Raw genomic sequence first — 24,946 nt, 5'->3', positions numbered from 1 at the left:
TCCGGTCCTTGAAAGTTCAGCCCCTTGGCTGTTTGAAAAACGCTGCAATTTGGTCAGCAACCGATTTATCATCCAAAGGCGTGCCCAATCGCGCGCTGCTGGCTTGCAAAACCGGGTCCGGCACAATGCCGGGGCCACGCACCCGCATAAGGCCGTCCATATAGTCGTTGCGAATCTCAGGATGGGCCTGCACTGTGAAAATCTGGTCGCCATAGATCAGCGCGGCATTTTCACAAAAGGCATTGGTGCCAACCACTTTTGCGCTTTCGGGCACCTTAACCACCTGATCTTGATGCCAGGCATTTAACCGCACAGGCTTGCCCTGGAAATCATAGTCGGTCGCCCCAACTGCCCAGCCTTCAGGGTATTTCTCAACTCGGCCGCCCAAGGCCTGCGCGATGATCTGATGGCCAAAGCAAATGCCGACCATAGGCACCTTTTCGGCATAGGACGCGCGGATGAAATCTTCCAACGGTTTGATGAACGGATGATCTTCATAGGCCCCATGTTTGGAACCGGTGATCAGCCAGCCGTCAGCCTCATCTACCGCTGTGGGAAATTCCATATCAACCACGCGCCATGTTGCGAAGTCAAAGCCATAGCCAGCCAGAAGCTGTTCAAACATCTCAGGATAGTCACCATAGGTCCCGACAAGATCGTCGTGAACATGGCCAGTTTGCAGAATGCCGATCAGCATGACGTCCCTTTTTCGTTGATGTCTGAACCCTACCCTTACCAACGGGGGGGCGGCAAGAGGGTAAAACTGCTTGGCAACCCGACGCAGGCCCCTTGCTCTGGCCTGCATCCTGCGCCACGATACGGCAATGACGAAAAGGAAATCCCATGATCGAAATCAGCGCCAGCAAAGTTGTCCAAGTCATCTTTCAGGCCCGAGAAGGCCATGTGGCCGCAGCCGAGCTTTCGGCCTTCATCGAGAATCTCAATGAAGATGAGCAGGCCCATCTGACAGCGATCGCCTGGGTCGGGCGCGGCAGTTTTGAGCCAGAAGAATACGCCGAGGCGCTGATGACCGCGCGCACCGAAAAGACCACGCCTACCTATGATTACCTGATGGGCATGCCGCATCTGGCTGAAAACCTCGAGGCCGGGCTTGATGCCTTGGGCGTTGATGTCGATGCCGAGGAGGAAGACCTGCTGTAACCCGCGCGTTCCCGGCACGCCTTCTTGCCCGGAATGGCTGTTGGGCGTTGTACCCTTATATCGCAGGCAGCCTTATGCAGTATAGCGCCGCCATGGCGCTGGTAGAACCCTGCAGGGTTTTGGCCGGTGGCGTGATTTGAAAAGCGGCTTGGTATGGCGGGCGTCAAGGCCTGCCGGACGCCTGTGCTGAATTGCTTTCACCAGCAGACAGCAGCATCCGTGGAGCCGGACCCGGGCGGTATGCAGCATGCCGGGGCGGGTTGAGAAAGCCGTCCGCCTTAAGGTGACGCGTTCTGACCGGCGGTCGGGCGCAAGGGGTTCACCTTCTGCCAATGGGTTCGGGGCATACCGCTGGAACTGATACGCAGGATAGTCGGGCCTTTACCCAATTCGCGGGTGACAGAGAAAAACCACCTGCATCTGCCTGCTGAATCGCTGCGCTTGATCTCGATGTTTTGGCGGGAGAAGCGAAATGAAAATGGCAACAACAAAAAAGCCGCCCGAAGGCGGCCTCTTGTAAGTCTTTGGCAAGACCAACCAAATTGGAGCGGGCGATGAGATTCGAACTCACGACCCTAACCTTGGCAAGGTTATGCTCTACCCCTGAGCTACGCCCGCACTCCGTTTCGGTAGGCACGATCTATAAAGAGCGGGCGTCGGCTGCAAGAGGGAAAATGCGTCCTTTGCAAATTATTCGTGATTTTTGTCAGAATAGTCTGATCGCCTCTCTGCGCGCGGTCGTTCAGGCGGGCGGAGGCCCGACAAAATCCGTTATTTGGCGGGGGCAGACGGGCATTGCCATTGCTGCGGCTGCTGCCTATGCCGGGATCAGGCAAATAACATGGCCGGCCAGAAAAAGGATGGACCGAGTGACGCTTGATGATCTTTTGACCCGCAGTGGCGGGGTCTGCGAATTTTGCGGCGCTGATGAGCGTCTGGGCGGGGTGGAGGTGGCACCACTGGGGCCGATTGTGTTGTGTGCGGTGTGTCGGGGGGATCGCCCTGATAATGCCGGACATTGGCGCTGCCTTGAGGGGGCTGCGTGGTCACAAGAGCCGGCGGTGCAATATGCGGTCTGGCGGCGCTTGCAGTCGCTGGATGAGGCATGGGCGACCGAGACGCGCGATGCCATGATGTTGCTGCCCGAGGTGCAGGCCGTTGTTGATATGCCAGCCGCGGTTGAGCATCGCGACAGCAACGGGGTGCGCCTTGCGCAGGGCGATACGGTGGTGCTGATCAAAGATCTTCCGGTGAAAGGTGCGGGCTTTACCGCCAAGCGCGGCACCGCTGTGCGCAGCATTACACTGGTCGCGGATAACGCCGCGCATATTGAAGGCCGGGTCGATGGCCAGCGCATCGTGATCTTGACCGAGTTCGTGAAAAAGAAATAGCCGCCGGGATTGGAACGACGGGATCGCAAAGCTGCGCGTGTGGAAATGATTTCCGTCAGGCCATCGCCTATAAGGAACTCGAAACGCGGCAACACTATGTTACACTGGGCGGGTTGCCCCCCGTGTCGTTTCCCCACAAACCCGGTTGATGGAGATCACCTATGAAAGTGTTCGCTCTGGCCCTTGGTGCATTTCTGGCTGTGATGATGGCACCGATAAGCGCGCAGGTCCTGATCGCCGATACCGATGGGGACGGTGTGTATTCCATGCAAGAATTGCGTGCCGCGTTCCCGGCGCTGACGGAAAGAGACTTTATTGCTGCTGACAGCAATGCTGATGGCGCGGTTGACATCGAAGAACTGGCCGCTGCGGTGGAAGCTGGCTACATCCGCGCATAACGGCAACAGGGGGTGCGGGCCGCCCCCAAACCAGTTTGCGTTTGGTCCGCGACGCCAGGCAAGGTGCCAACCATGGCATCAGGCCGGGCGTCAGGCAAAACGCAAAACGGTTTGGGGCAGCTTACTCCAATTCCACCAGCAGATCCTTGGCGTCGATTTGTGTGCCGGGGGTGACGTGGACAGCTTTGACCACAGCGGCGCGGTCGGCGTGCAGGCCGGTTTCCATTTTCATGGCTTCAATCGTCAGTAACAGATCACCCGCATTCACTTTTTGCCCCACGGTCACACCCACGCTTGCAATCGAGCCGGGCATCGGTGCGCCAACGTGGTTGGCATCGCCATCGACAGCCTTGGGCTTGGCAGCGGATTTGGCCTTGATCGCCCGGTTTGGCACGCGGATCACACGAGGCTGGCCGTTCAATTCAAAGAACACTTTCACATTGCCATCGTCGCTGGTCTCGCTGACGGTTTGCAGGCGGATTTCAAGGGTTTTACCCGATCCCATTTCGGCCGAGATTTCTTCACCTTCCTCCATTCCATAGAAGAAAGTGCGGGTGGGCAAGATGCGCACCGGGCCATAAAGGCGGTGGCGTGCCCGATATTCCATAAAGACTTTGGGATACATCAAGTAGCCGTTAAGATCTTCATCATCCACGGCTTCGTCATCCGGTTCTTCGGCACCTTTGGCCAGATCGGCGGCAAGTTTGATCCGGGTGGCTTCCAGATCCACTGGGGGCAGGGTTGCGCCGGGCCGATCGGTGCTTGGGGCCTCACCCTTCAGCACCTTTTGCTGAATGGCTTTGGGCCAGCCGCCATGCGGTTGCCCAAGATTGCCGCGCAACATATCGACCACGGAATTGGGAAAAACCACCTCGACGGCAGGGTCTTCGACCTGCGCCCGGTTCAGCCCCTGGGCGACCATCATCAAGGCCATGTCGCCCACGACCTTGGAGGAGGGGGTGACCTTGACGATATCTCCGAACATCTGGTTCACATCCGCATAGGTCTGCGCAACTTCGTGCCAGCGTTCTTCCAGCCCCAACGAGCGCGCCTGCGCTTTCAGGTTGGTGAACTGGCCGCCGGGCATTTCGTGCAGATAAACCTCAGAGGCAGGCGCTTGCAGGCCGGATTTAAACGCGGCGTAATGCGCCCGCACGCCTTCCCAATAGTTTGAAATTTCGCGTATCGCGCCGATATCAAGGCCGGTGTCGCGGTCGGTATGGGCCAGCGCCTCAACAATCGTACCCAATGTCGCCTGAGAGGTATTTCCTGAAAGGGCATCCATCGCGCAATCCACCGCGTCCACGCCCGCCTCGGCTGCCGCCAGAATGGTGGCGCAGGCAATACCGGCGGTGTCATGGGTGTGGAAATGGATCGGCAAGCCGACCTCTTCTTTCAGGGCCTTGACCAGAACGCGGGCAGCGGCGGGCTTCAAAAGCCCCGCCATATCCTTGAGTTCCCAGCACATGCGCGCCAGCGGCCTTCAGGTCGTGGCCCATGGCGACATAGTATTTCAGGTCGTATTTGGCCCGATCCGGGTTCAGCAAATCGCCGGTATAGCAGATCGTGCCTTCACAGACCTTGTTTGCCGCTACCACGGCATCCATCGCCACGCGCATGTTTTCGACCCAGTTCAGGCTGTCAAACACCCGGAACACATCGACGCCCGTTTCCGCCGCCTGATGTACAAAAGCCTGCACCACATTGTCGGGGTAGTTGGTATAGCCGACCCCGTTTGAGGCGCGCAGCAGCATTTGCGTCATGACATTCGGCAGGGCTGCGCGAATATCGCGAAGGCGCTGCCACGGGCATTCTTGCAAAAAGCGATAGGCCACATCGAATGTCGCCCCGCCCCAGCATTCCACGCTGAACAACCCGCCAAGATTTGCCGCATAGGCCGGCGTCACGCGGATCATGTCAACCGACCGCATCCGCGTCGCCAAAAGTGACTGGTGGCCATCGCGCATGGTGGTGTCTGTGATCAGCAGTCTGGTTTGCGCCTGCATCCAGTCGGCCACCGCTTGCGGGCCTTTTTGTTCCAGCAGGTTGCGCGTCCCCATTTGTGGATCGGCCCGCAGGGCAGGGGGCTTGGGCTGGCGGATGCCCGAGGCAGGCAGGGGGCGGCCCGCGGTTTCAGGATGCCCGTTGACGGTAATATCCGCGATATAGGTCAGGATTTTTGTCGCCCGGTCGCGGCGTTTCTTGAAGTCCATCAGTTCGGGCGTGGTGTCGATAAACTTGGTGGTATAGGTATTGTTCAAGAATGTCGGATGTTTCAGCAGGTTTTCGACAAAGGCGATATTGGTTGACACCCCGCGGATGCGAAATTCGCGCAGCGCCCGATCCATGCGCGCGATCGCCTTTTCCGGGGTTTGTGCCCAGGCCGTGACCTTGACCAGCAGACTGTCATAATAGCGTGTGATTACGCCGCCCGCATAGGCGGTGCCGCCATCCAGCCGGATACCCATACCCGTGGCGCTGCGATATGCCGTCAGACGGCCATAATCGGGGATGAAGTTGTTTTGCGGGTCTTCGGTCGTCACCCGGCATTGCAGCGCGTGGCCCGAAAGCGTGACATCGGCCTGGCTGGCGGCCCCCGTTGCCTCGGCCAGCGTCTTGCCCTCGGCAATCCGGATTTGCGCCTGTACGATGTCGATGCCGGTGACCTCCTCGGTCACCGTATGTTCCACCTGTACGCGCGGGTTTACCTCGATGAAATAGAATTTGTCGTCGTTCATATCCATCAGAAATTCGACCGTGCCCGCGCATTCATAGCCGACATGGGCGCAAATCTTGCGGCCCAATTCGCAAACCTCGGCACGTTGGGCATCGGTCAGGTAGGGCGCTGGCGCGCGTTCCACCACCTTTTGGTTGCGCCGCTGGACCGAGCAATCCCGCTCATACAAATGGTAAATCGCACCGTGTTTATCGCCGAGTATCTGCACCTCGACGTGACGCGCACGGGTAATCATCTTTTCCAGAAAACCCTCGCCATTGCCAAAGGCGGCCTCGGCTTCGCGCCGCCCTTCATGCACCTTGTCGGCCAGCTCGCTTTCGGCCAGAATCGGTCGCATCCCCCGGCCCCCACCGCCCCATGACGCCTTAAGCATCAGCGGATAGCCGACCTCGGCCGCCTGCCGCTTGATCAGCGCCATGTCATTGCCCAGCACCTCTGTCGCGGGAATAACCGGAACCCCGGCCTCCATGGCGACGCGCCGGGCCGATGCCTTGTCGCCCAGGGCCCGCATGGTTTCGGCCTTGGGGCCGATAAAGGTGATGCCTGCCGCATCGCAGGCCTCGACAAAATCCGGGTTTTCCGACAGCAATCCATAACCGGGATGAATGGCATCCGCGCCCGACATCTTGGCCACGCGAATAATTTCGGGGATGCTTAAATACGCCCCCACCGGCGACAGCCCTTCGCCGATCCGATAGGCCTCATCGGCCTTGAACCGGTGCAGGCCCAGCTTGTCTTCCTCGGCGTAAACCGCAACCGTCTTTTTGCCCATCTCATTGGCGGCACGCATGACGCGGATGGCAATCTCGCCCCGGTTCGCTATCAGGATTTTGTGGAATTCGGCCATGTCGGTCCCCTCCAAGGAATGCAATTGCGCGCACTTTATGCACGCTGCATTGCGGCGCAATACATTCTTCGCATTTTCTTGAAACATTTGTGCAAGAATCAGGGGGCTGGCCCGTGTCGGGCACCGCCGCCCGCCAGGCTATTCGCCTTTCGAAACCACCCGATTGTGCAGCGGCACCTCACGCAGCAACAGGGAAAAGCCCAGCCCGATCAGCGCCAACACTGCCGTTACCCAAAAAATCGGGTGAATCGCTGTGACAATTGACGTTGCAACCAGATCTTGCAGCGCAGGGGGCAGCGTTTCCACGATCTGGGGGCCTATCTCTCCGCCCAGTTCTGCGGCCTTGTCGCCCAGAACATCGGCCATCCGGCCTGCAAACATTGCACCAAAAACCGCCACCGCCAGCGACCCGCCGATTTGGCGGAACATTACCCCCGCAGCCGTCGCCGTACCAAGCTGCGCGCGGGGCACTGCGTTTTGCACTGCCGTTGTCACAACGGGAAAGATACAGCCCAACCCCATGCCCAGCACGGCAAGCGACAGGCCAAACGTCACAACGCCTGTTTCACGATCAATCCGCGTCAGCAGCAAAGTTCCGGCCAGGATGAACCCCATCCCGATCGTCGGCAAAATCCGGTAACGCCCGGTGCGCCCCATGAATTGCCCCGCACTGGTTGAGGCGATCAGAATCCCCGCCGTCATCGGCACCAGCATCAGCCCCGACATGGTGGGCGTGATCCCTTTTGCGATCTGCAAATAAAGCGGCAGAAAGGTGATTGCGCCAAACAGCACCGCACCGGTGATAAAGCCTAGAATACTGGTGAACACAAAAACGTTTTGCGTAAACAATGACATCGGCAAAATCGGCTCTGCCGCGCGGCGCTCGATCACGACAAAGGAAACCGTGCTGGCCATGCAAAGCGCAATCAACCCCAGCGCCGTGGGTGAACCCCAGGCGATTGACTGGCCGCCAAGGCTGGTTACCAGCGTCAGGCTGCCAAGGGCCAGTGTCAAGGCAATAGCGCCTGCCCAGTCAATCTGATGGCTGGTGCGCTTGCCGGTCGCCGAAAACCCGGCGGCAAAGCCGGCAACAGCCAGCGCGCCCAAAGGCAGATTGATAAAGAATATCCAATGCCAACTGAACGCATCGACAAACCAGCCGCCCAGCAGCGGCCCCATCACAGACGACAAGGAAAAGACGCCGGCAAACACCCCCTGAATCTTGCCACGGTCGCGGGGCGGGATCACATCGCCGATCACCGACAGCGCCAGCACAAACAACCCGCCACCGCCAAGCCCCTGCAAGGCCCGCGCGCCGATCAGAAATTCCATGGATTGCGCCAGGCCACATAAGGTCGAGCCAAGCAAGAATAGCCCGACCGATACAAACACCATCCTGCGCCGGCCGTATAAATCGCCCAGCTTGCCATAAAGCGGTGCTGCGATGGTTGACGCCAGAATATAGGCAGTGACCACCCAGGACAGATGCGCAAGCCCGCCCAAATCGGCTACAATCGTCGGCAAAGCGGTTGATACGATAGTTTGATCCAGCGAGGCCAGCAACAACAGCACCGCCACCGACCCGATCACCAGCCGGGTGGATTGTGCGGGCGGTGCCGTTGGTCCTGCGCCCCCGGTTTGCTGTGGGTTTGAAACGGGCGGTGTTGCCATCGTGATCTTCCTTTATCCTGGCTTGTTGCCCTGACCGACACGCCGCACCCCAAGGATCGGGCGTCTACGGCCAAGACAAACAAAGGCGGCCCCCGCAGGTGCCGCCGCTGTCTTTGGTTCCGCATACGCCAAATGTGCAGCGGTATGGGACACATTATCGTGTTGTGCCTATTGAGTAGCCGCGACCTGACCGCGAATCTCGCCGGCCGGGTTGGCTTCTGTGTGCAGGTTGATGTACCATTTTCCGGCCTTGACCTCTTCGATCTGGGCGGGCGTAATTGTTGCAAACCCAACGATAGGAGAGCCCAAACCGCCGTCACCATTCAGATCGACGACCGGGCTGGCATCCATCCCGACATCTGCGGGGCCGTGAAAATGGGCCCCCACAACATCCCCGGACAGGCCTGTGAAGGTGATGTTGAAGTTGAGACGTCCGGTTTCAGTATCCAGCGTTCCTTCCGCGTTGCCGCCGGCAAGCTCGACTTTTGTCTTGCTGTCTACCTCTTGCGCCTGATCCAGTGCCGCGATCCAATTGATCGTTTCAGCCGAGGCTACCCCCGACATTGCCAGGATCAGAGCCGAAGAAAGTGCCAATTTACCAAGCATATCATAGTTCCTTTGTTTCATGCGCGCAGAAGATACCTGCGCTGGGTCATGCAAAAGAAACCCCCGCCAGCAAGGATCGGTTCCAAGGCAAGGCGCATAAAAAAACACGGGCAAAAGACGGGCGGAACATTAGAAGAACAGCCCTTTTCCTGCGGCTGGAAAGCGGTTAGGATACCGGGATGAACGGTTATGATGAAAATGATGCCTTTGAGGCAGCCGCAGCCCCGCAAGGCGCACCCCAGGTCGAGGCTCAGGCTCAGGCGCCTGTACCTTTGTCGCAACGTGCCATGGCCGCGCGGCCCGCGCCCTATCTGGATGACCTGAACCCCGCACAGCGCGCGGCCGTAGAGGCGATGGATGGCCCGGTCTTGATGCTTGCGGGTGCAGGTACGGGCAAGACCAAGGCCCTGACGACCCGCATTGTGCATCTGCTCAACACCGGCCGCGCCCGCCCGAATGAGGTTCTGGCCGTAACATTCACCAATAAGGCCGCGCGGGAAATGAAGCTGCGGGTGGGGCACCTGATGGGTGGCACGGATGCCGGGCTGGCGTGGATGGGCACATTCCATTCGATTTCCGTGAAAATCCTGCGCCGTCATGCGGAACTGGTCGGCCTCAAGTCCAACTTCACAATTCTGGATACTGACGATCAACTCCGCCTGCTGAAACAATTGATCACAGCCAGCCATATTGACGAAAAGCGCTGGCCCGCGCGGATGTTGGCCGGAATTATCAACTCGTGGAAAAACCGTGCCTGGACGCCAGGAAAAGTGCCTGCCGCAGAGGCTGCTGCCTATAACAACCGTGGGATAGAGCTGTATCAGCAGTATCAAGACCGTTTGCGCAGCCTGAACGCCACTGATTTCGGCGATCTTCTGCTCCACACGGTCACGCTGTTTCAGGCCTACCCGGATATTTTGCAGCAATATCAACGCTGGTTCAAATATATCCTTGTAGATGAGTATCAAGATACCAATGTCGCCCAATACCTCTGGCTGCGGCTGTTGGCGCAATCGCATAAGAATATTTGCTGCGTGGGCGATGATGACCAGTCTATCTATGGCTGGCGCGGGGCCGAGGTTGGCAATATCTTGCGGTTTGAAAAGGATTTTCCCGGCGCGCATGTCGTCCGGCTGGAACAAAACTACCGCTCCACTCCGCATATCCTGGCTGCTGCCTCGGGCGTGATCGCGGGCAATGCGGGGCGGCTTGGCAAAACCTTGTGGACCGAGCAGGAAGACGGCGAGAAGGTTCGTCTGATCGGCCATTGGGATGGCGAGGAAGAGGCGCGCTGGATTGGCGATGAGCTTGAAACCCTGCAACGCGGCACCCGCGCAATGGCCCCCCATAGCCTTGACGATATGGCGATTCTGGTCCGGGCCAGCCATCAGATGCGGGCGTTTGAGGACCAATTCCTGACCATCGGCCTGCCCTACCGCGTCATCGGCGGCCCGCGTTTCTATGAACGGCAAGAGATTCGCGATGCGATGGCCTATTTCCGTCTTGCCGTGTCGCCGGATGATGATCTGGCCTTTGAACGCGTGGTGAATACCCCAAAGCGTGGGCTTGGCGACAAGGCGCAGCAAAACATCCAGCGCGTGGCCCGCGCTGGTGGCCTGTCTTTGCTGGATGGGGCGCGTGCATTGCTGGCCGAAGGCGGCATTGGCGGCAAAGGTGCCGGGCAGTTGCGCGTCTTTACCGAAGGGATGGCACGCTGGCATCTGGCGACGCTTGCGCCAAACTATAACCATGTCGAACTGGCCGAGGTGATACTGGAAGAAAGCGGCTACACCGCCATGTGGCAAAACGACAAGACGCCAGAGGCACCGGGGCGGCTGGAAAACCTGAAAGAACTGGTCAAGGCGCTGGATAATTTCGAGAATCTGCAAGGCTTTCTTGAACATGTCAGCCTGATCATGGAGAACGAGACCGAGGAACAGGGCGCCAAGGTCAGCATCATGACGCTGCACGCCGCCAAGGGGCTTGAATTTCCCGTCGTCTTCTTGCCGGGCTGGGAAGATGGCCTGTTTCCCAGTCAGCGCAGCATGGACGAATCCGGCACCAAAGGGTTGGAGGAAGAGCGCCGCCTGGCCTATGTTGGCATTACCCGGGCCGAGGAATTATGCACCATCTCTTTTGCCGCAAACCGTCGCGTGTATGGGCAATGGCAAAGCCAACTGCCCAGCCGCTTTATTGACGAGCTGCCCGCCGCCCATGTCGCTATCCTTACCCCCCCCGGCCTTTATGGGGGCGGATTTGGCGCAGCAGCCCCAGCCCCTAGACTGGAGGAGCGCGTTGCCAGTGCCGATGTCTATAACTCTCCGGGATGGCGACGGATGCAGGAACGGTCGGCGCAACGCCCGACAGCGCAACCGCGTGCGGCAAAAACCAGCATAATCGACATGGCTGCGGTGTCTTCGTTCACAAAAGGCGATCGGGTGTTTCATCAGAAATTCGGCTATGGCCGGATTGACGGCATCGAGGGCGACAAGCTGGACGTTGCCTTTGAGAAAGCCGGGTCAAAAAAGGTGGTTGCGGGATTTGTCGTGTTGGTCGATGACGCGCATGACGACGTGCCGTTCTAAAGCGGTTTGCCCTTGATCTGGTGGTTTTGTGCAGTCCGCAGGCGTTTTCAGGGTGTTTTCTTCAACCTCTCAAGGCCGAAAACCACCAGACCCGCCAAAAGCCCCCAAAACGCCGCCCCTATGCCAAAGAAAGACACGGATGAGGCGGTGGTGACAAGGGTGACCAACCCGGCAAAGCGCTGTTCGGTATGGGCAAAGGCCCCCGTGGCCGCGCCCATCAACGGCCCGAGCAGCGCCAATCCGACCAAAGCGGCGATCAGCGCCGGGGGCAGGGCGGCAATGATCGGAATTATCAATGGGCTGAAACACCCCAGAATCAGCCAAACCCCGGCATAGGCGATGCCTACCTTCCAGCGCTGTGCCTTGTCAGGGTGGGTGTCATCGCCCAGGCAAATCGCCGCCGTAATCGCGGCCATGCTGATCGTATGCGCCCCGGCAAACGCCGACAGCAAAGAGGCGCCGCCCGTGGCCAGCAGCGCAGGCCGCACCGCTGGCGTATATCCCGCCGCGCGCAGCACCGTAAAACCCGGCAGGTTTTGCGACGCCATCGTCACCAGATAAAGCGGCACGCCAAGCCCCAGTAGAATCGACGCCTGAAACTCTGGCAAGATAAAGGTCAGTTGCGGCAGGCTGAGCGTCAGCGCGGGCAGGGCCGCCTCGCCCATCAAAAATGCCAATCCAATGCCCATAGCCAGGGCAGCCAGCACGGCAAAGGCCGGATTTCTTAACCGCACCAGTGTGAACACCGCAACCATTGGCAATACCAGCAGCGGCAGGGTTTTTAGGGCCTGTGTCAGCGGCAGGCAAAACGGCAACAACACCCCTGCAAGCATCCCAGCCGCAATTCCGTCAGGAATACGCTGTACCAACCGCCCCAACGGCCCCCAGGCCCCCGTCAGCACAATCAAACCGGCTGCCAGCAAAAATGCCCCCACGGCTTCGGGCATTGTAACACCTTCACTGGCTGCAAGCAGCGCAAGCCCCGGCGTTGACCATGCCAGCACCATCGGCACTTTTGTATAAATGCTTAGAAAACCGCTGGTCAGCCCCTTGGCCAAGCAGATTGCAAGCACCCAGGAGGCGCTTTGCGCCGGCGTGGCGCCAAGTGCTGCCGCGGCCGCCAACAGCAGCGCAATCGTGCTTCCATACCCCACCAACGAGGCCACAATCGCTGAGGAAATCAAAGACACCCGCATATTTCCGCCCCTGTCCAATCGCGCGGACTATCTCTGCCAAGGGGCAGCGCTTCAAGCGAAAAGCGGGAGGAAAGAAGGAAAGAGGACGCGGCGGCACTCAGGGAGGAGGAGCGCCGCCGGTCAGGTAACCCGGCCCAGGGAGGAGGAGAGAGCCGGGCGTCTGAGATGGGGTGATCACAAAGACCAGCACCCGAAACTTTGTCCAGCGACCCCCGGGAGGAGGTAGGGGCCGCTGCGACTGCCACCCGGCCCAGGGAGGAGGAGAGAGCCGGGCGTCTGAGATGGGGTGATCACAAAGACCAGCACCCGAAACTTTTGCGGTGACCCCCGGGAGGAGGTAGGGGCCACCGCGACTGCCACCCGGCCCAGGGAGGAGGAGAGAGCCGGGCGTCTGAGATGGGGTGATCACAAAGACCAGCACCCGAAACTTTTTGCGGTGACCCCCGGGAGGAGGTAGGGGCCACCGCGTATCCCGCCCGGCTCAGGGAGGAGGAGAGAGCCGTTTGGTATGTCTGGAAGCTGCAGGTTTTGCACAGCAGCTTCCGTATAAGAGACGGCGACACCAGAAGAGGGAAAAACTGTGTCGCCGTTGTCGCATCCGGCCCAGGGAGGAGAGAGCCGCTGCAATTGAAATGTTAGTTGCCGTAGGCCGCTTCAAGGGCAATGCGGGTAATCATCGAGCGAGACAGGCCAAGATCCGCCAATTCACGGGTCGACAGCGCGCGCAATTCCGATACGGTCTGGTTGTAAACGCGACGGCGACGCATCGCCTCACCTGCCGATTTGAACATACCGGCAACACGGCCCATCAAGCCAAGCCCCGCAGAGGAACCAACAGTGGAAGAAGTGTTCATATATGCCATCACTAGCCTCGTCTTTCTTTATGCAAAGCGCTTCGTGTTGCGCTGTTAGGGGTAACATGGGCTAAATGCTGCGGTTGCACAATCTGCAATGCTGCAATGCAGCTATGCGGTTATGTCATGGCATAGGGGCTTGAATTCCCTAGGGTAAACAGCAGCTTCACCTTGTTCTTGAACATTTGGTCAAGATTCCCTTGCGCTTTGCCTGCAAAGCGACAAGCTAGGCCAAGCAGATAAACGGAGTAGGAAGAATGGCTTTGGACAAAGACGGCGTCATGGCGGCCCTGGCGGGGGTTTCCTTGCCCGATGGCGGCACTCTTGTGTCGCGAGATCTGATACGGGCGCTGGTGGTGGAGGGTGGCAATATCCGCTTTGTGATAGAGGCCGCGACGCCTGATCAGGCCCGCGCGCTTGCCCCGGTGCAGGCGCAGGCGGAAACAGTTCTGCGCGCATTGGCTGGGGTTACGGGCGTTCAGGTGGTGATGACAGCCCATGGTCCCACCGCAAAACCTGCCCCGCCGAGCCTGAAAATCGGCCAACACCCCACAGCCCAGCAAGGTGGCCCTGCGCCGATCAACGGCATCGACCGTATTATTGCTGTGGGGTCTGGCAAGGGCGGTGTTGGTAAATCCACCGTCTCGTCCAACTTGGCTGTGGCCTTGGCCAAACAGGGCCGCCGTGTGGGCCTGCTTGATGCCGATATCTATGGCCCCTCGCAGCCGCGGATGATGGGCGTCTCCAAGCGGCCCGCCTCACCCGATGGCAAAACCATCATCCCGCTGCAGGCGCATGGCGTGACGGTGATGTCGATAGGGTTGATGCTGAAAGAGGATGAGGCGGTGGTCTGGCGTGGCCCGATGATCATGGGGGCTTTGCAGCAGCTTTTGACCCAGGTTGAATGGGGCAAGCTGGATATCCTGATTATCGACCTGCCACCGGGAACGGGCGATATTCAACTGACCCTGTGTCAGCGCACGCAGCTTACCGGGGCGATTGTCGTATCTACCCCGCAAGACGTGGCGATGCTTGATGCCCGCCGGGCCTTGGACATGTTTGCCAAGCTGAAAACCCCGGTTCTGGGCCTGATCGAAAACATGTCCACCTATCACTGCCCGAATTGTGGGCATGAGGCGCATTTGTTCGGTCATGGTGGCGTTGCCGCCGAGGCTGCCAGAATCGGCGTGCCGTTTCTGGGTGAGTTGCCGCTTGAGCTGGAGACACGGATTGCGGGCGATGCCGGCACCCCGATCGCCCTGGGCGACGGGCCTGCAGCACAGGCCTATGCCACGCTTGCAGCGCGTCTGGTGGCGGGTGGCATGGCCTGAACCATCCAGGCCATCGCGTGTAACGGTCAAGGCCGTGCCCCAGATAAACGGGCACGGCCTTTTCTGTTGATCCGGGGCTACGCCTGCAATGGAAAGGGGGGGGGGCATGCAATGGAAAGGGGAGGGCATGGGATTTTTTGGGATTGGCCACAAGTTTTCGCCACATCTCCGAATCACTTCGCCGTGACTCGCCATGCCTCGCCCCTGAATTACGTTGTTTTTGCTGTATCAAACGCATGGGTCTGCTATCTTTGGGCTGTGCGGTAAAATAAATTGGGCTTTTCTGGGATTGCTTGGAAGTGAGGGTGTTCTCACTATATCTAGTGGGTGTGCCCAGTATGTGTAGTACAATTAGACCGGCCCTGTCGGCAATCACCACTAAATACAGTTTTTCAGCACGCCCGTTAACTTTATATAGTCTATTTCAGGCAAAGATTTTTATTGCGTCCCATGATTTCCCATGCCATCCATGTTTTACGGAAGCGAGAGACGGGCAAGATAAACAGGGGCTACCAAAGACCCCGAAAAGGCGAAAATAGCAGGCTCATACAGGCAACCGCTTTTTTGCTTCCGACGAACATAGAATCCGGCGCGTGAGCGAGCAGACATCCCCCCAGGTGGCGCGCGCAGTCGGTAACCCCGGAGACGGGACAGGGCGGCGGATTGGGCAGTGGCAGCAGCTCAATCCGCCGTTGTCCGTTTATGGGGTAGCCAAAACAGGTTTGTCACGGATCGGACAAGACAAAGGGACGAAAGAGGCGAATATACCGTGTCGGAAGACTTCAGAGGCGAATACTACCAAAAGGTAGATAGCAAGGCGCGGGTATCCATCCCTGCGGTCTTTCGCCGAGTCCTCGATGCCGGCGATCCGCCCAGCACAGATTTTCCACGGACCCGCATTGTGATGGTTTATGGCGGCAAAACCCGCCAATTCGTCGAATGCTACACCGTGCGCGATGCCGATCTTCTGGCCGCGCGGGTGCGCAAGCTTCCGCTTGGTTCCAAAGAGCGGCAGATTGCGGAACGTGACCTGATCACCCGTTCGCTTACCATTGAAATTGACGAAAACGGCCGCATTGTGTTGCCGCAAAAGGTGCGTGACAAGATCGCCTATGAAGAGGGCGATGAGACTGCTTTTGCAGGTACCCTGAACCGGTTTCAAATCTGGAAACGCCAGACCTATGATGAGGTGAACGGCAGTCTTGATGATGAAGACGATGACCTTCTTGAAGGTATGGATGTGCTGTCGCTGCTCGGCGACATTGATCCGGGGGTATAGGCCTTGGAACCCCGCGATCCTGCCATCGGTCGCCCCAATCCGTCGGATGTTCAGCCCCATATCCCGGTCCTTATCGGCCCGTTGATTGCGGCGGTTTCCCCGGTCAGCGGTCATTGGCTGGATGGCACCTTCGGGGCGGGCGGCTATAGCCGTGCCTTGCTGGATGCAGGCGCACAAAGCGTGACGGGCGTTGATCGTGACCCTTCGGCGCTGGAAATGGCCGCCGCCTGGGCCGCTGACTATGGGGACCGCCTGCGCCTTGTTGCGGGAAATTTCTCGGAATTGGACCACTATGCGGGCCAACCGCTTGACGGGGTGGTCTTGGATCTTGGCGTGTCCTCGATGCAGCTTGATCAGGCTGCGCGCGGCTTTTCCTTTGCCAAGGATGGGCCGTTGGATATGCGCATGGCCCAAAGCGGTGACAGTGCCGCCGATCTGGTCAATACCGCGTCCGAGGCGATGCTGGCCGATATTCTGTACCATTACGGCGAAGAACGCGCCTCGCGCCGGATCGCGCGCGCGATTGTCGCGGCGCGGGATGCGGCCCCGTTGACCTCAACGCTGCAATTGGCCGGCATCGTGGCAGGCTGCCTGCCACGCCCGAAACCGGGGCAAAGCCACCCGGCCACCCGCAGCTTTCAGGCCATACGCATTGCGGTGAATACCGAGTTCAATGAGCTTGTACAGGGCCTTATGGCCGCCGAGCGTGCCTTGAAACCCGGCGGCATGTTGGCTGTCGTTACGTTTCACTCGCTTGAAGACCGTATCGTCAAGCGGTTCTTTCAAAACCGTTCTGGCAATGCGGCGCAAACCAACCGCTATGCGCCGGCGCGCGCCGAGGATGCCACCCGTTTTACCCTGATTACCAAAGGTGCCGTTGCCCCCGATGCGGCGGAACTGGCGCAAAACCCAAGGTCGCGCTCGTCCAAGCTGCGCATCGGCCAACGCACAGAGGCCGCGGCGGGCCCGGTTGATCCGGCCTCTCTTGGTGTCCCGGTGCTGCCAGACACTCCGCGCCATGCCACCCGGCCCCGATCTGACAAAAAAGGACATCGTTAATGCGCCCCTTTCTGTTTATCTTGTCCGCCATGGTTCTGATGTCGCTTGCCTTTTGGGCTTACCGCGAAAACTATGCCACCCAGCGGGCGCTGAAGGATGTCTCCAACCTGAACCGCGAAATCGCGGGTTTGCGTGAATCCTTGTCGCAACAGCGGGCAGAATGGGCCTATCTTAACCGCCCCGCACGGCTGCGCGATCTTGTGGCGCTGAATTTTGACAGTCTTGGCTTGTTGCCGATGGAATCGGGGCAATTCAGCCGTATTGATCAGGTTGCCTTTCCTTTGCCCCCCATCGCCGCGCCCGAACTGGGCAGCCCGATAGAGACCATGGGCGACGTTGAAAGCGGTGCCGGCGCGTTTGAAACCCCAGCCGATGCCCCGGCAAAAGGGTCGGAGGAACCGCTATGATCCGCACCCCCCTGCGCCCGCTTGCCCGTGTTCTGTCGGCCCGTGAAAAAGGCGAAAACCCGGATCACATCGAGCGTGAGAACATTCGTCTGCGCGTCGAAGCCACGCGTGCGCGTGCGCAAAACCGCGCCGAAGGGCGGCTGCTGCTGCTTGGGCTGGCATTCTTTGCTGCCTTTATCCTTGTGGGGGCCCGCATGGGTCTGTTGGCGGCATCGGTCCCGCAAGAGCCGCGCTCTGCCGCCTCGGGTGCCGAGATCAGCGGTCGGCGTGCCGATATCACAGACCGCAATGGCCGCATTCTGGCGACCAATTTTTCGACCTTTTCGCTTTATGCACAGCCCAAACAAATGGTTGATCCGGCGCATGTCGCCAAGGGGCTGGTTGACATATTTCCAGACATGAATGTTGATGATCTTCAGCGCCGCTTCACGGATGGCCGCTCTTTCATGTGGCTGCGCAAGAAGCTTTCCCCAGAACAGATGCAGGCCGTGCATGATATCGGCGACCCTGGCTTGCTGTTTGGCCCCCGCGACATGCGGCTTTATCCCAATGGAAAACTGGCGGCCCATATTCTTGGCGGCGCATCCTTTGGCGCCGAGGGCGTACATTCTGCCGAGGTGATTGGTGTCGCGGGCGTCGAGCGTGCCATGGATGCGCGATTGCGCGACCCGGCCCAGGCCGCCACGCCGCTGGCGCTGTCGATTGACCTTACGGTGCAATCGACCATGGCCGAGGTGCTGGATGCCGGCATGACCATGATGAACGCCAAGGGCGCGGCAGGGGTATTGATGGATGTCCATACCGGCGAGGTCATCGCGATGGTGTCGCTGCCAGATTTCGACCCCAACGACCGCCCGCAACCGCTGCTCAGCGGCGATCCCGGCGACAGCCCGCTGTTCAACCGTGCATTGCAAGGGGTTTATGAACTTGGCTCTACCTTCAAGATTTTCGCAGCCGCGCAAGCGATCGAACTTGGCCTTGTGAACGCCGACACATTGGTCGATGCCAACGCGCCCATGCGTTGGGGCAAGCATAAGATCGGCGAATTTGAGGGCAAGAATTACGGGCCTTTACTGTCAGTCACCGATATCATCGTCAAATCCTCCAACGTCGGTACGGCCAATCTTGCCTTGAAAATCGGAGGGATGCGCCAGCAAGCCTTTCTTAAATCGCTGGGCCTGTTTGATGCCACCCCATTGGAGCTGATCGAGGCCCCCGGCGCGATTCCACTGATCCCCAAACGCTGGCCTGATATCGTGACCATCACCGCATCTTACGGCCACGGCATGTCAGCCAGCCCGATGCATTTGGCCGCTGCCTATGCCGCCATAGCCAATGATGGCGTGATGCTGCCGCCAACCTTGTTGAAACGCGACAAGATCCCACAAGGCACCCGTGTCCTTTCGGCCAATACCGCCGCCATTGCCGCGTCGATGCTGCGTCAGGTTGTGACGCGCGGCACTGCCAGCATGGGTGAAGTTGAAGGCTATGATGTGGGGGGCAAAACTGGCACGGCCGATAAGGTAAAGCGGGGCGGCGGCTATGATAAAGGCAAGAATATCAATACGTTTGCCGCAATGTTCCCGGCCTCTGACCCGCAATATGTGTTGGTCGTCACACTTGATGAGGCCTCGGAGAATACCGGCCCCAAACCCCGCCGCACGGCTGGCTGGACCGCCGTTCCGGTCGCCGCCGAGGTGATCCGCCGCACAGCGCCGCTCTTGGGGCTCAGACCACAGATTGAATATACCCCCCTGAACACGGTATCAGCAGCCAGACAGTAATCTGAATCCGGGGGCGCATGTGACACAGGCCAAACATTTATCCGACCTGGGCCTGACGGCGCGTGGCGGCGATAACCCTGTTATCACAGGGCTTTGCGTGGACAGCCGGGCGGTGCGGCCGGGCAATCTTTTTTGCGGCAATGCCGGGTTCGGTGATTCACGGCGCACATTATATCCGGGCGGCCGTGACCCGCGGTGCCAGCGCCATCCTGACCGATGCCGAGGGTGCCGCGATTGCCCGGGAAGAAATCGCGCCTGACGATCTGACAGCCGCGCTTATCGTGGCACAAGACCCCCGTCAGGCGCTGGCCTATGCCGCAGCACTGTGGTTCGGGGCACAGCCCGAAACCATGGTTGCCGTAACCGGCACCAATGGCAAAACCTCTGTCGCCACCTTTACCCGCCAGATATGGATGGCGCTGGACCACGCCGCCATCAATATCGGCACCACCGGGGTCGAAGGCGCATGGCATGCCCCATGCCCCCACACCACGCCCGAACCGATCACCCTTCACCACATGCTGGCCGAGGCAGAGGCCGCAGGCGTTACCCATGCGGCGATGGAGGCGTCTTCGCATGGCCTTGACCAGCGCCGCCTTGATGGGGTGCGGCTGGTCGCTGCAGGCTTCACCAATTTCACCCAGGACCATCTTGATTATCATCATACGTTTGACGCGTATTTTGATGCCAAAGCCGGTCTTTTCACCCGCATCCTGCCCGAGGATGGCGTGGCAGTCATCAATATTGATGACCCGCGCGGCACCGCCATGGCGAACCTGGCCGAAGACCGCGAACAAGATGTGTTGCGGGTCGGCCGGGATCCGATAGCCGATCTGCGTATCCTTGGCCAACGCTTTGATGGCAGTGGGCAGGATGTGCGGTTGGAATGGCTGGGCGAGGCGCATCAAATCCGACTGTCGCTGATCGGCGGGTTCCAGGCCGATAATGTGGCGCTTGCGGCGGGGCTGTGCATCGGCGCGGGCGATGATCCGAAGCAGGTTTTTGATACGCTGTCCCAACTCACCGGGGTTCGTGGCCGGATGCAACGCGTCGCCACCCGGAAAAATGGTGCTTCGGTGTTCGTCGATTACGCCCATACCCCCGACGCGCTGGAAACCGCGCTGACGGCGCTGCGCCCGCATGTCATGGGCCGCATCGTTGTGGTTTTCGGGGCAGGGGGCGACCGCGACACCATCAAACGCCCGCTGATGGGCCGTGCCGCCGCCGCGCATGCCGATGTCCTTTTCGTCACCGATGATAATCCCCGGTCCGAAGACCCTGCAAGCATTCGCGCCGCCATTCTGGCCGCCTGCCCCGAAGCAACCGAGGTCGGCGACCGCGCCGAGGCGATCTTGCGCGGCGTTGATGCCCTTGGCCCCGGTGACGCGCTTTTGATCGCCGGAAAAGGCCATGAGAGTGGGCAAACCATCAAAGGCCAAACCTACCCTTTTGATGACGCTGAACAGGCCTCCATCGCCGTGGCCGCATTGGATGGCCTGATTTAGGGCCGCCAACACAAACATTCTCTATCTTCCTGCGTTCTTTCCGGTCAAATATCCCACAGGGGGACCGGGGGACGTGAAGTCCCCCGGCGCTTGCCCAAGACCGTCGCCCGCACCAAAAAAGGACCATCCGATGACCCCGCTCTGGACAGCCCAAGATGCAATCACCGCCACCAGGGGCACCATGGCGGGCACATCTTCTGCCGATTGGCAGGCGACCGGCGTGTCCATTGACAGCCGCACGCTTGAAAGAGGCGATCTTTTTGTGGCGCTTACCGATGTCCGCGACGGCCATGATTTTATTGCGGCCGCCTTGGCAAAAGGGGCCGCCGCCGTGCTGGCCTCGTACATCCCCAAAGATGTTGCCCCCGATGCGCCGCTCGTCATTGTCCCGGATGTGCTTGAAGCGCTTGCAGATCTTGGCACTGCCGCGCGAGCCCGCACGCAGGCCCGCGTGATTGGCGTCACCGGGTCAGTCGGCAAAACATCGACAAAGGAAATGCTCCGCGCGGCTTTTGGCGGTCAGGCAAAGGTCCATGCCGCCGAGGCCAGCTATAACAACCATTGGGGCGTGCCGCTTACCCTGGCCCGCATGCCTGCGGATACCGACCTTGCGGTTCTGGAAATCGGAATGAACCACCCCAATGAGATCGCACCGCTTGCCCGTATGGCCCGCCCGCATATCGCCATCATCACCACCATTGCTGCGGCCCATCTGGAGGCGTTCGAAAACCTTGCAGGGATCGCCGCCGAGAAAGCCGCCATCCTCGACGGGTTGGAGCAGGGCGGAACCGCCATTCTTCCCGCCGATCTTGAAGTCACCCCGATCCTCACCGCCAAAGCCTCGCTTGCGGGTGTGCGAACAGTGCTTTTTGGCAACCATGCCCAGGCCGATTACCGCCTGACCGATGTGCAGGTTACGGAATTTGCCACGATCGCCCGCGCCCGCCACGCCGGGCAAGATATGCTTTTCAAACTGGCCACCCCCGGCAAACATTTCGCAGCCAACGCGCTGGCTGTGCTGGCGGCATCAGATGCGCTTGGCCTCGACCGTGCGATCACGACGACGGATCTTGGTCGCTGGGCCCCGCCTGCGGGCCGTGGCACCCGCGAAACCGTTTTGCTCGATGCGATCGAGGGCCACAGCTTTGGCCTGATTGATGATGCCTTCAACGCCAACCCCACCTCTACCGCAGCCGCGCTGGACCTGCTGGCAGCCTGCGAGCCCACGCACCGCGTTGGCCGCATCAGCACAGGCCGCCGTATCGCAATTCTGGGTGACATGCTGGAACTTGGCCCGACCGAGACGGCGCTTCACGCGGCCCTCGCCTCGCATCCGGCGCTGGCCCAGATCACCCTTGTCCATTGTGTCGGCCCGCGGATGCAGGCGCTGCATGCCGCCCTGCCGAAATCCAAGCGCGGCCATTGGGTTGCCACCGCCGCCGAGCTGCTGCCAAAGGCGCCGCATCTGGTCGACGCTGGCGATATCGTGCTGGTCAAGGGCTCCAAGGGCATCATGGTCAGCCTTGTGGTTGACGTTTTGCGCAAATTGGGGCAACCGTCCCCCTCACATCAAGGGACCGAATGAATGCTTTACTGGCTTACGGAATTTTCAGATGGCGGCGATGTCTTCAACCTGTTTCGCTACATCACCTTCCGGGCGGGCATGGCGTTTTTTACGGCTTTGGTGTTTGGCTTCATCTTTGGCCTGCCGCTGATCAACCTGCTGCGCCGCCGTCAGGGCAAGGGCCAACCCATCCGCGACGATGGCCCGCAAACCCATTTTGCCAAGGCCGGCACGCCGACAATGGGCGGTCTGCTGATCCTCTCGGCGTTGCTGTTTTCCACGCTGTTGTGGGCGCGGCTTGATAATCCCTATGTCTGGATTGTGCTGGGCGTCACCTTTTCCTTTGGCCTGATCGGCTTTGCCGATGATTACGCCAAAGTCTCGAAACAAAACACCAAAGGCGTCAGTTCCAAACTCCGCTTCGCGCTTGGGCTTGTCATTGCCGCCGTCGCCTGCACGGCTGCGGCCTGGTCGCACCCGGCTGACCTGTCGTACAATCTGGCGCTGCCGGTGTTCAAAAATACCCTGATTCATTTAGGCTGGTTTTTCGTACCCTTTGGCATGGTCGTGATTGTTGGGTCCGCGAATGCGGTCAATCTGACCGATGGGCTTGACGGGCTTGCCATCATGCCTGTGATGATCGCGGCCGGAACGCTGGGTGTTATCTCGTATGTCGTTGGTAACTATAATTATACTGAATATCTTGGCGTCCATTTTGTACCCGGCACCGGCGAGCTGCTTATCTTTACCGCAGCCTTGTTCGGGGGCGGTCTTGGGTTTTTATGGTACAACGCGCCGCCTGCTGCGGTTTTCATGGGCGACACGGGGTCACTTGCCTTGGGTGGCGCGCTGGGCGCAATCGCTGTCTGCACCAAGCACGAAATCGTTCTCGCCATCGTCGGCGGGCTGTTTGTGGTCGAGGCGCTGTCGGTCATCATTCAGGTTCTCTACTTCAAGCGCACCGGCCGCCGCGTGTTTCTGATGGCCCCGATCCACCATCATTTTGAGAAAAAAGGCTGGGCCGAGCCGCAAATCGTCATCCGCTTCTGGATCATCTCGCTGATCCTCGCGCTGATTGGCCTTGCCACGCTGAAGCTGCGGTAGGGGCATCCACCCCAGGAAAACGAACGCTGGCCGGGGTTGCCTCCGGCCTGTGCATCAAGCCAGCCTTTATGTCTCCAGACCGGTGTTCAAGTCGTCCTGCCGCTCAACTGCGCCTCAACCGGCGCAAATGCTTTGTATAGCCCAATAGCGATGTCTATGTCCCGCCGCAACCATCGCTGACGTTTTGATTCTGAGATGTCGTCCATGTCCGCTAGCCACTTCATGACCGCGTCCAAACGGCTTGCATAGCTTTGCAATAGTTCGTCCAGAAGGGCGTATTGTGGTGAGGGCGATCCCAGTTCTTCCACCTGCACAAACCTCAAATCTTCAAAGGTTTCCTTACAAGTTTGCAAAACCGTTTTGTCCAGCCTTCCCACATCGCTCAAGTTTTCACGAATGGTTTCAGAAAGGCTGTCCAACGCGGCCCAAATGCGCCCGGCCTCTTCCAAAAAGAGGCTATCGTCCATTTGTGGAAATTGATGATCTGCAACGTCAAGCGATGAAGAGGCCGTATTGAACCTGAACCGCGCCCAGTTTTTCGGCTTGGGAAAGCGCGTAATTTCTTTGATCGTATCAGTTTCCGGGTGCCTTTCTTCTACCCATTTCATATGCGCCACAGCATTGTTATCGACCATATCCCTATAGCTGCGATAGACATGAAAATTTGCTGTGAACGGCTTTGTCTGCCCCGCCTCTGTGGTCTGTAGGTGATCTGCCAAATGATTCAGGCTTGCCCAAAAATGCGCGGGTCGCCACGGGCCTTTCCACAAGATACGAAACGAGGCAGATCGGATTTTGGCAGTAACTGGGTAATTATCATCCTCTCGCGAAAGAATCTCATAGTGGTTTCGTTCAATTGCCGACTGTTCCAATCTATCGAGTTGAAAGGCGTTCTTTGCGTAGAACCCTTTCACCTCTTGCCGAACGAAACCTGCCAAATCGTCTCTCCGGGGCAAGGTAATCGTTATGCTTTTCTGTGAAAGTTCGGCAAGGCCGTTAGGGGCATAGCGCAAGATGATACTGTCCAAAACGTCAGCATGAAACGTTGGCGTGGTATCAATCAAGTCAACAGCGATCAGGATGACAGGGGCAGGGTGGGCGGCCCATCGGCGTAGCTTGTCCACGTCGTCAACAACGCGTTTTGCGCAATCAGGGTCAATCTGATCGACGGTCTCTGCGCGGTGCCCTTTGACTTGCAGCATGCCGATTTGGGGCTCGACCCGTTCCCCGCGATCGTTGCTATACGCGCCCAATTCGACAAGGAAGTCTTCGCCGTTGTCTTTCGACATCTTGGCGCACCATATTTTCGCATCGTTCAAGACGTCCTCAACTTTGATTTCGGCTTGATCGCCCGTAAGCTGCGCCTTGTATCCAGTTGGCCTTTTTGACAATTCGGCAGCTCCTCTCGCTCAAGTCATTCGACTCCAATGCCTGAATGTTAAGGGCATGCCTTGCAAACTTGCAACC

General features: G+C 59.2%; 17 protein-coding genes, 1 tRNA gene and 2 pseudogenes. 12 read left to right on the top strand and 8 right to left on the bottom strand.

The window, feature by feature from the left end:
• Positions 1-16: 16 nt before the first annotated feature.
• Complete coding sequence (locus tag VDP61_RS16100; protein ID WP_323007877.1) at positions 17-697, bottom strand: type 1 glutamine amidotransferase; 681 nt, start codon at positions 695-697, stop codon at positions 17-19.
• A gap of 146 nt (positions 698-843) precedes the next feature.
• On the opposite strand from VDP61_RS16100, the gene VDP61_RS16095 reads away from it, so the two are divergent.
• Complete coding sequence (locus tag VDP61_RS16095; RefSeq protein WP_323007876.1) at positions 844-1,161, top strand: DUF3775 domain-containing protein; 318 nt, start codon at positions 844-846, stop codon at positions 1,159-1,161.
• A 543-nt stretch (positions 1,162-1,704) separates the two neighbouring features.
• Here VDP61_RS16095 and VDP61_RS16090 read toward each other — a convergent pair.
• Positions 1,705-1,779, bottom strand: a tRNA-Gly gene (locus tag VDP61_RS16090).
• Positions 1,780-2,021: 242 nt separating this feature from the next.
• Between VDP61_RS16090 and VDP61_RS16085 the strand changes: the two genes are divergently transcribed.
• Together VDP61_RS16085 and VDP61_RS16080 are read left to right on the top strand one after the other, a co-directional pair.
• Positions 2,022-2,552, top strand: coding sequence for a PhnA domain-containing protein (locus VDP61_RS16085; protein ID WP_415233433.1), 531 nt, complete (start codon positions 2,022-2,024; stop codon positions 2,550-2,552).
• A 161-nt stretch (positions 2,553-2,713) separates the two neighbouring features.
• Positions 2,714-2,950 (top strand): EF-hand domain-containing protein, encoded by a 237-nt coding sequence (locus tag VDP61_RS16080; RefSeq protein WP_323007874.1) that lies wholly within the window; start codon positions 2,714-2,716, stop codon positions 2,948-2,950.
• 121 nt (positions 2,951-3,071) lie between these two features.
• On the opposite strand, the pseudogene VDP61_RS16075 reads toward VDP61_RS16080, so the two are convergent.
• From VDP61_RS16075 to VDP61_RS16065, 3 genes and pseudogenes are all read right to left on the bottom strand, one after another.
• A pseudogene (locus tag VDP61_RS16075) lies at positions 3,072-6,534 on the bottom strand (pyruvate carboxylase).
• Between the two features lie 138 nt (positions 6,535-6,672).
• Complete coding sequence (locus tag VDP61_RS16070) at positions 6,673-8,205, bottom strand: MDR family MFS transporter (RefSeq protein ID WP_323007873.1); 1,533 nt, start codon at positions 8,203-8,205, stop codon at positions 6,673-6,675.
• A 168-nt stretch (positions 8,206-8,373) separates the two neighbouring features.
• On the bottom strand, positions 8,374-8,811 hold the full coding sequence (locus VDP61_RS16065; RefSeq protein WP_323007872.1) for a CHRD domain-containing protein: 438 nt from the start codon (positions 8,809-8,811) through the stop codon (positions 8,374-8,376).
• A gap of 179 nt (positions 8,812-8,990) precedes the next feature.
• Here VDP61_RS16065 and VDP61_RS16060 point away from each other — a divergent pair, with 179 nt between their 5' ends.
• A complete protein-coding gene (locus VDP61_RS16060; RefSeq protein ID WP_323007871.1) occupies positions 8,991-11,396 on the top strand; it encodes an ATP-dependent helicase in 2,406 nt (801 codons plus the stop codon).
• A 47-nt stretch (positions 11,397-11,443) separates the two neighbouring features.
• Here VDP61_RS16060 and VDP61_RS16055 read toward each other — a convergent pair whose 3' ends face one another.
• Positions 11,444-12,592: a benzoate/H(+) symporter BenE family transporter gene (locus VDP61_RS16055; RefSeq protein WP_323007870.1), complete on the bottom strand. Its 1,149-nt coding sequence runs from the start codon at positions 12,590-12,592 to the stop codon at positions 11,444-11,446.
• Positions 12,593-13,227: 635 nt separating this feature from the next.
• Positions 13,228-13,446, bottom strand: a complete 219-nt coding sequence (locus tag VDP61_RS16050; RefSeq protein ID WP_416236548.1) for a DUF1127 domain-containing protein — start codon at positions 13,444-13,446, stop codon at positions 13,228-13,230.
• A gap of 257 nt (positions 13,447-13,703) precedes the next feature.
• Here VDP61_RS16050 and VDP61_RS16045 point away from each other — a divergent pair, with 257 nt between their 5' ends.
• The 8 genes and pseudogenes from VDP61_RS16045 (at position 13,704) to mraY (ending at position 23,479) form a co-directional block, all read left to right on the top strand.
• Complete coding sequence (locus VDP61_RS16045) at positions 13,704-14,777, top strand: Mrp/NBP35 family ATP-binding protein (protein ID WP_323007869.1); 1,074 nt, start codon at positions 13,704-13,706, stop codon at positions 14,775-14,777.
• A 769-nt stretch (positions 14,778-15,546) separates the two neighbouring features.
• Positions 15,547-16,056, top strand: coding sequence for a division/cell wall cluster transcriptional repressor MraZ (locus VDP61_RS16040; protein ID WP_323007868.1), 510 nt, complete (start codon positions 15,547-15,549; stop codon positions 16,054-16,056).
• Positions 16,057-16,080: 24 nt separating this feature from the next.
• Complete coding sequence (gene rsmH, locus VDP61_RS16035) at positions 16,081-17,115, top strand: 16S rRNA (cytosine(1402)-N(4))-methyltransferase RsmH (protein ID WP_323007986.1); 1,035 nt, start codon at positions 16,081-16,083, stop codon at positions 17,113-17,115.
• On the top strand, positions 17,115-17,522 hold the full coding sequence (gene ftsL, locus VDP61_RS16030; RefSeq protein ID WP_323007867.1) for a cell division protein FtsL: 408 nt from the start codon (positions 17,115-17,117) through the stop codon (positions 17,520-17,522). The genes rsmH and ftsL overlap by 1 nt, the downstream gene beginning before the upstream one ends.
• Entirely contained in the window at positions 17,519-19,306 is a 1,788-nt protein-coding gene (locus VDP61_RS16025) for a penicillin-binding protein 2 (RefSeq protein ID WP_323007866.1), read from the top strand. The genes ftsL and VDP61_RS16025 overlap by 4 nt, the downstream gene beginning before the upstream one ends.
• A 19-nt stretch (positions 19,307-19,325) precedes the next feature.
• A pseudogene (locus VDP61_RS16020) lies at positions 19,326-20,811 on the top strand (UDP-N-acetylmuramoyl-L-alanyl-D-glutamate--2,6-diaminopimelate ligase).
• A gap of 130 nt (positions 20,812-20,941) precedes the next feature.
• Positions 20,942-22,396: a UDP-N-acetylmuramoyl-tripeptide--D-alanyl-D-alanine ligase gene (locus VDP61_RS16015; RefSeq protein ID WP_323007865.1), complete on the top strand. Its 1,455-nt coding sequence runs from the start codon at positions 20,942-20,944 to the stop codon at positions 22,394-22,396.
• A complete protein-coding gene (gene mraY, locus VDP61_RS16010) occupies positions 22,397-23,479 on the top strand; it encodes a phospho-N-acetylmuramoyl-pentapeptide-transferase (RefSeq protein ID WP_323007864.1) in 1,083 nt (360 codons plus the stop codon).
• An 86-nt stretch (positions 23,480-23,565) separates the two neighbouring features.
• Here mraY and VDP61_RS16005 read toward each other — a convergent pair whose 3' ends face one another.
• A complete protein-coding gene (locus VDP61_RS16005) occupies positions 23,566-24,870 on the bottom strand; it encodes a DUF4365 domain-containing protein (protein ID WP_323007863.1) in 1,305 nt (434 codons plus the stop codon).
• Positions 24,871-24,946: the final 76 nt, after the last annotated feature.

The sequence above is a fragment of the Pseudorhodobacter sp. genome (assembly GCF_034675685.1).
Taxonomy (GTDB): domain Bacteria; phylum Pseudomonadota; class Alphaproteobacteria; order Rhodobacterales; family Rhodobacteraceae; genus Pseudorhodobacter.
This window is presented reverse-complemented; position numbering and strand designations above follow the sequence as displayed.

What these genes read in the sequence shown, in the direction of transcription:
- VDP61_RS16100 (WP_323007877.1), bottom strand. Translation starts at nt 697, where the DNA reads ATGCTGATCGGCATTCTGCAAACTGGCCATGTTCACGACGATCTTGTC.
- VDP61_RS16095 (WP_323007876.1), top strand. Translation starts at nt 844, where the DNA reads ATGATCGAAATCAGCGCCAGCAAAGTTGTCCAAGTCATCTTTCAGGCC.
- VDP61_RS16085 (WP_415233433.1), top strand. Translation starts at nt 2,022, where the DNA reads ATGGACCGAGTGACGCTTGATGATCTTTTGACCCGCAGTGGCGGGGTC.
- VDP61_RS16080 (WP_323007874.1), top strand. Translation starts at nt 2,714, where the DNA reads ATGAAAGTGTTCGCTCTGGCCCTTGGTGCATTTCTGGCTGTGATGATG.
- VDP61_RS16070 (WP_323007873.1), bottom strand. Translation starts at nt 8,205, where the DNA reads ATGGCAACACCGCCCGTTTCAAACCCACAGCAAACCGGGGGCGCAGGA.
- VDP61_RS16065 (WP_323007872.1), bottom strand. Translation starts at nt 8,811, where the DNA reads ATGCTTGGTAAATTGGCACTTTCTTCGGCTCTGATCCTGGCAATGTCG.
- VDP61_RS16060 (WP_323007871.1), top strand. Translation starts at nt 8,991, where the DNA reads ATGAACGGTTATGATGAAAATGATGCCTTTGAGGCAGCCGCAGCCCCG.
- VDP61_RS16055 (WP_323007870.1), bottom strand. Translation starts at nt 12,592, where the DNA reads ATGCGGGTGTCTTTGATTTCCTCAGCGATTGTGGCCTCGTTGGTGGGG.
- VDP61_RS16050 (WP_416236548.1), bottom strand. Translation starts at nt 13,446, where the DNA reads ATGAACACTTCTTCCACTGTTGGTTCCTCTGCGGGGCTTGGCTTGATG.
- VDP61_RS16045 (WP_323007869.1), top strand. Translation starts at nt 13,704, where the DNA reads ATGGCTTTGGACAAAGACGGCGTCATGGCGGCCCTGGCGGGGGTTTCC.
- ftsL (WP_323007867.1), top strand. Translation starts at nt 17,115, where the DNA reads ATGCGCCCCTTTCTGTTTATCTTGTCCGCCATGGTTCTGATGTCGCTT.
- VDP61_RS16025 (WP_323007866.1), top strand. Translation starts at nt 17,519, where the DNA reads ATGATCCGCACCCCCCTGCGCCCGCTTGCCCGTGTTCTGTCGGCCCGT.
- VDP61_RS16015 (WP_323007865.1), top strand. Translation starts at nt 20,942, where the DNA reads ATGACCCCGCTCTGGACAGCCCAAGATGCAATCACCGCCACCAGGGGC.
- mraY (WP_323007864.1), top strand. Translation starts at nt 22,397, where the DNA reads ATGCTTTACTGGCTTACGGAATTTTCAGATGGCGGCGATGTCTTCAAC.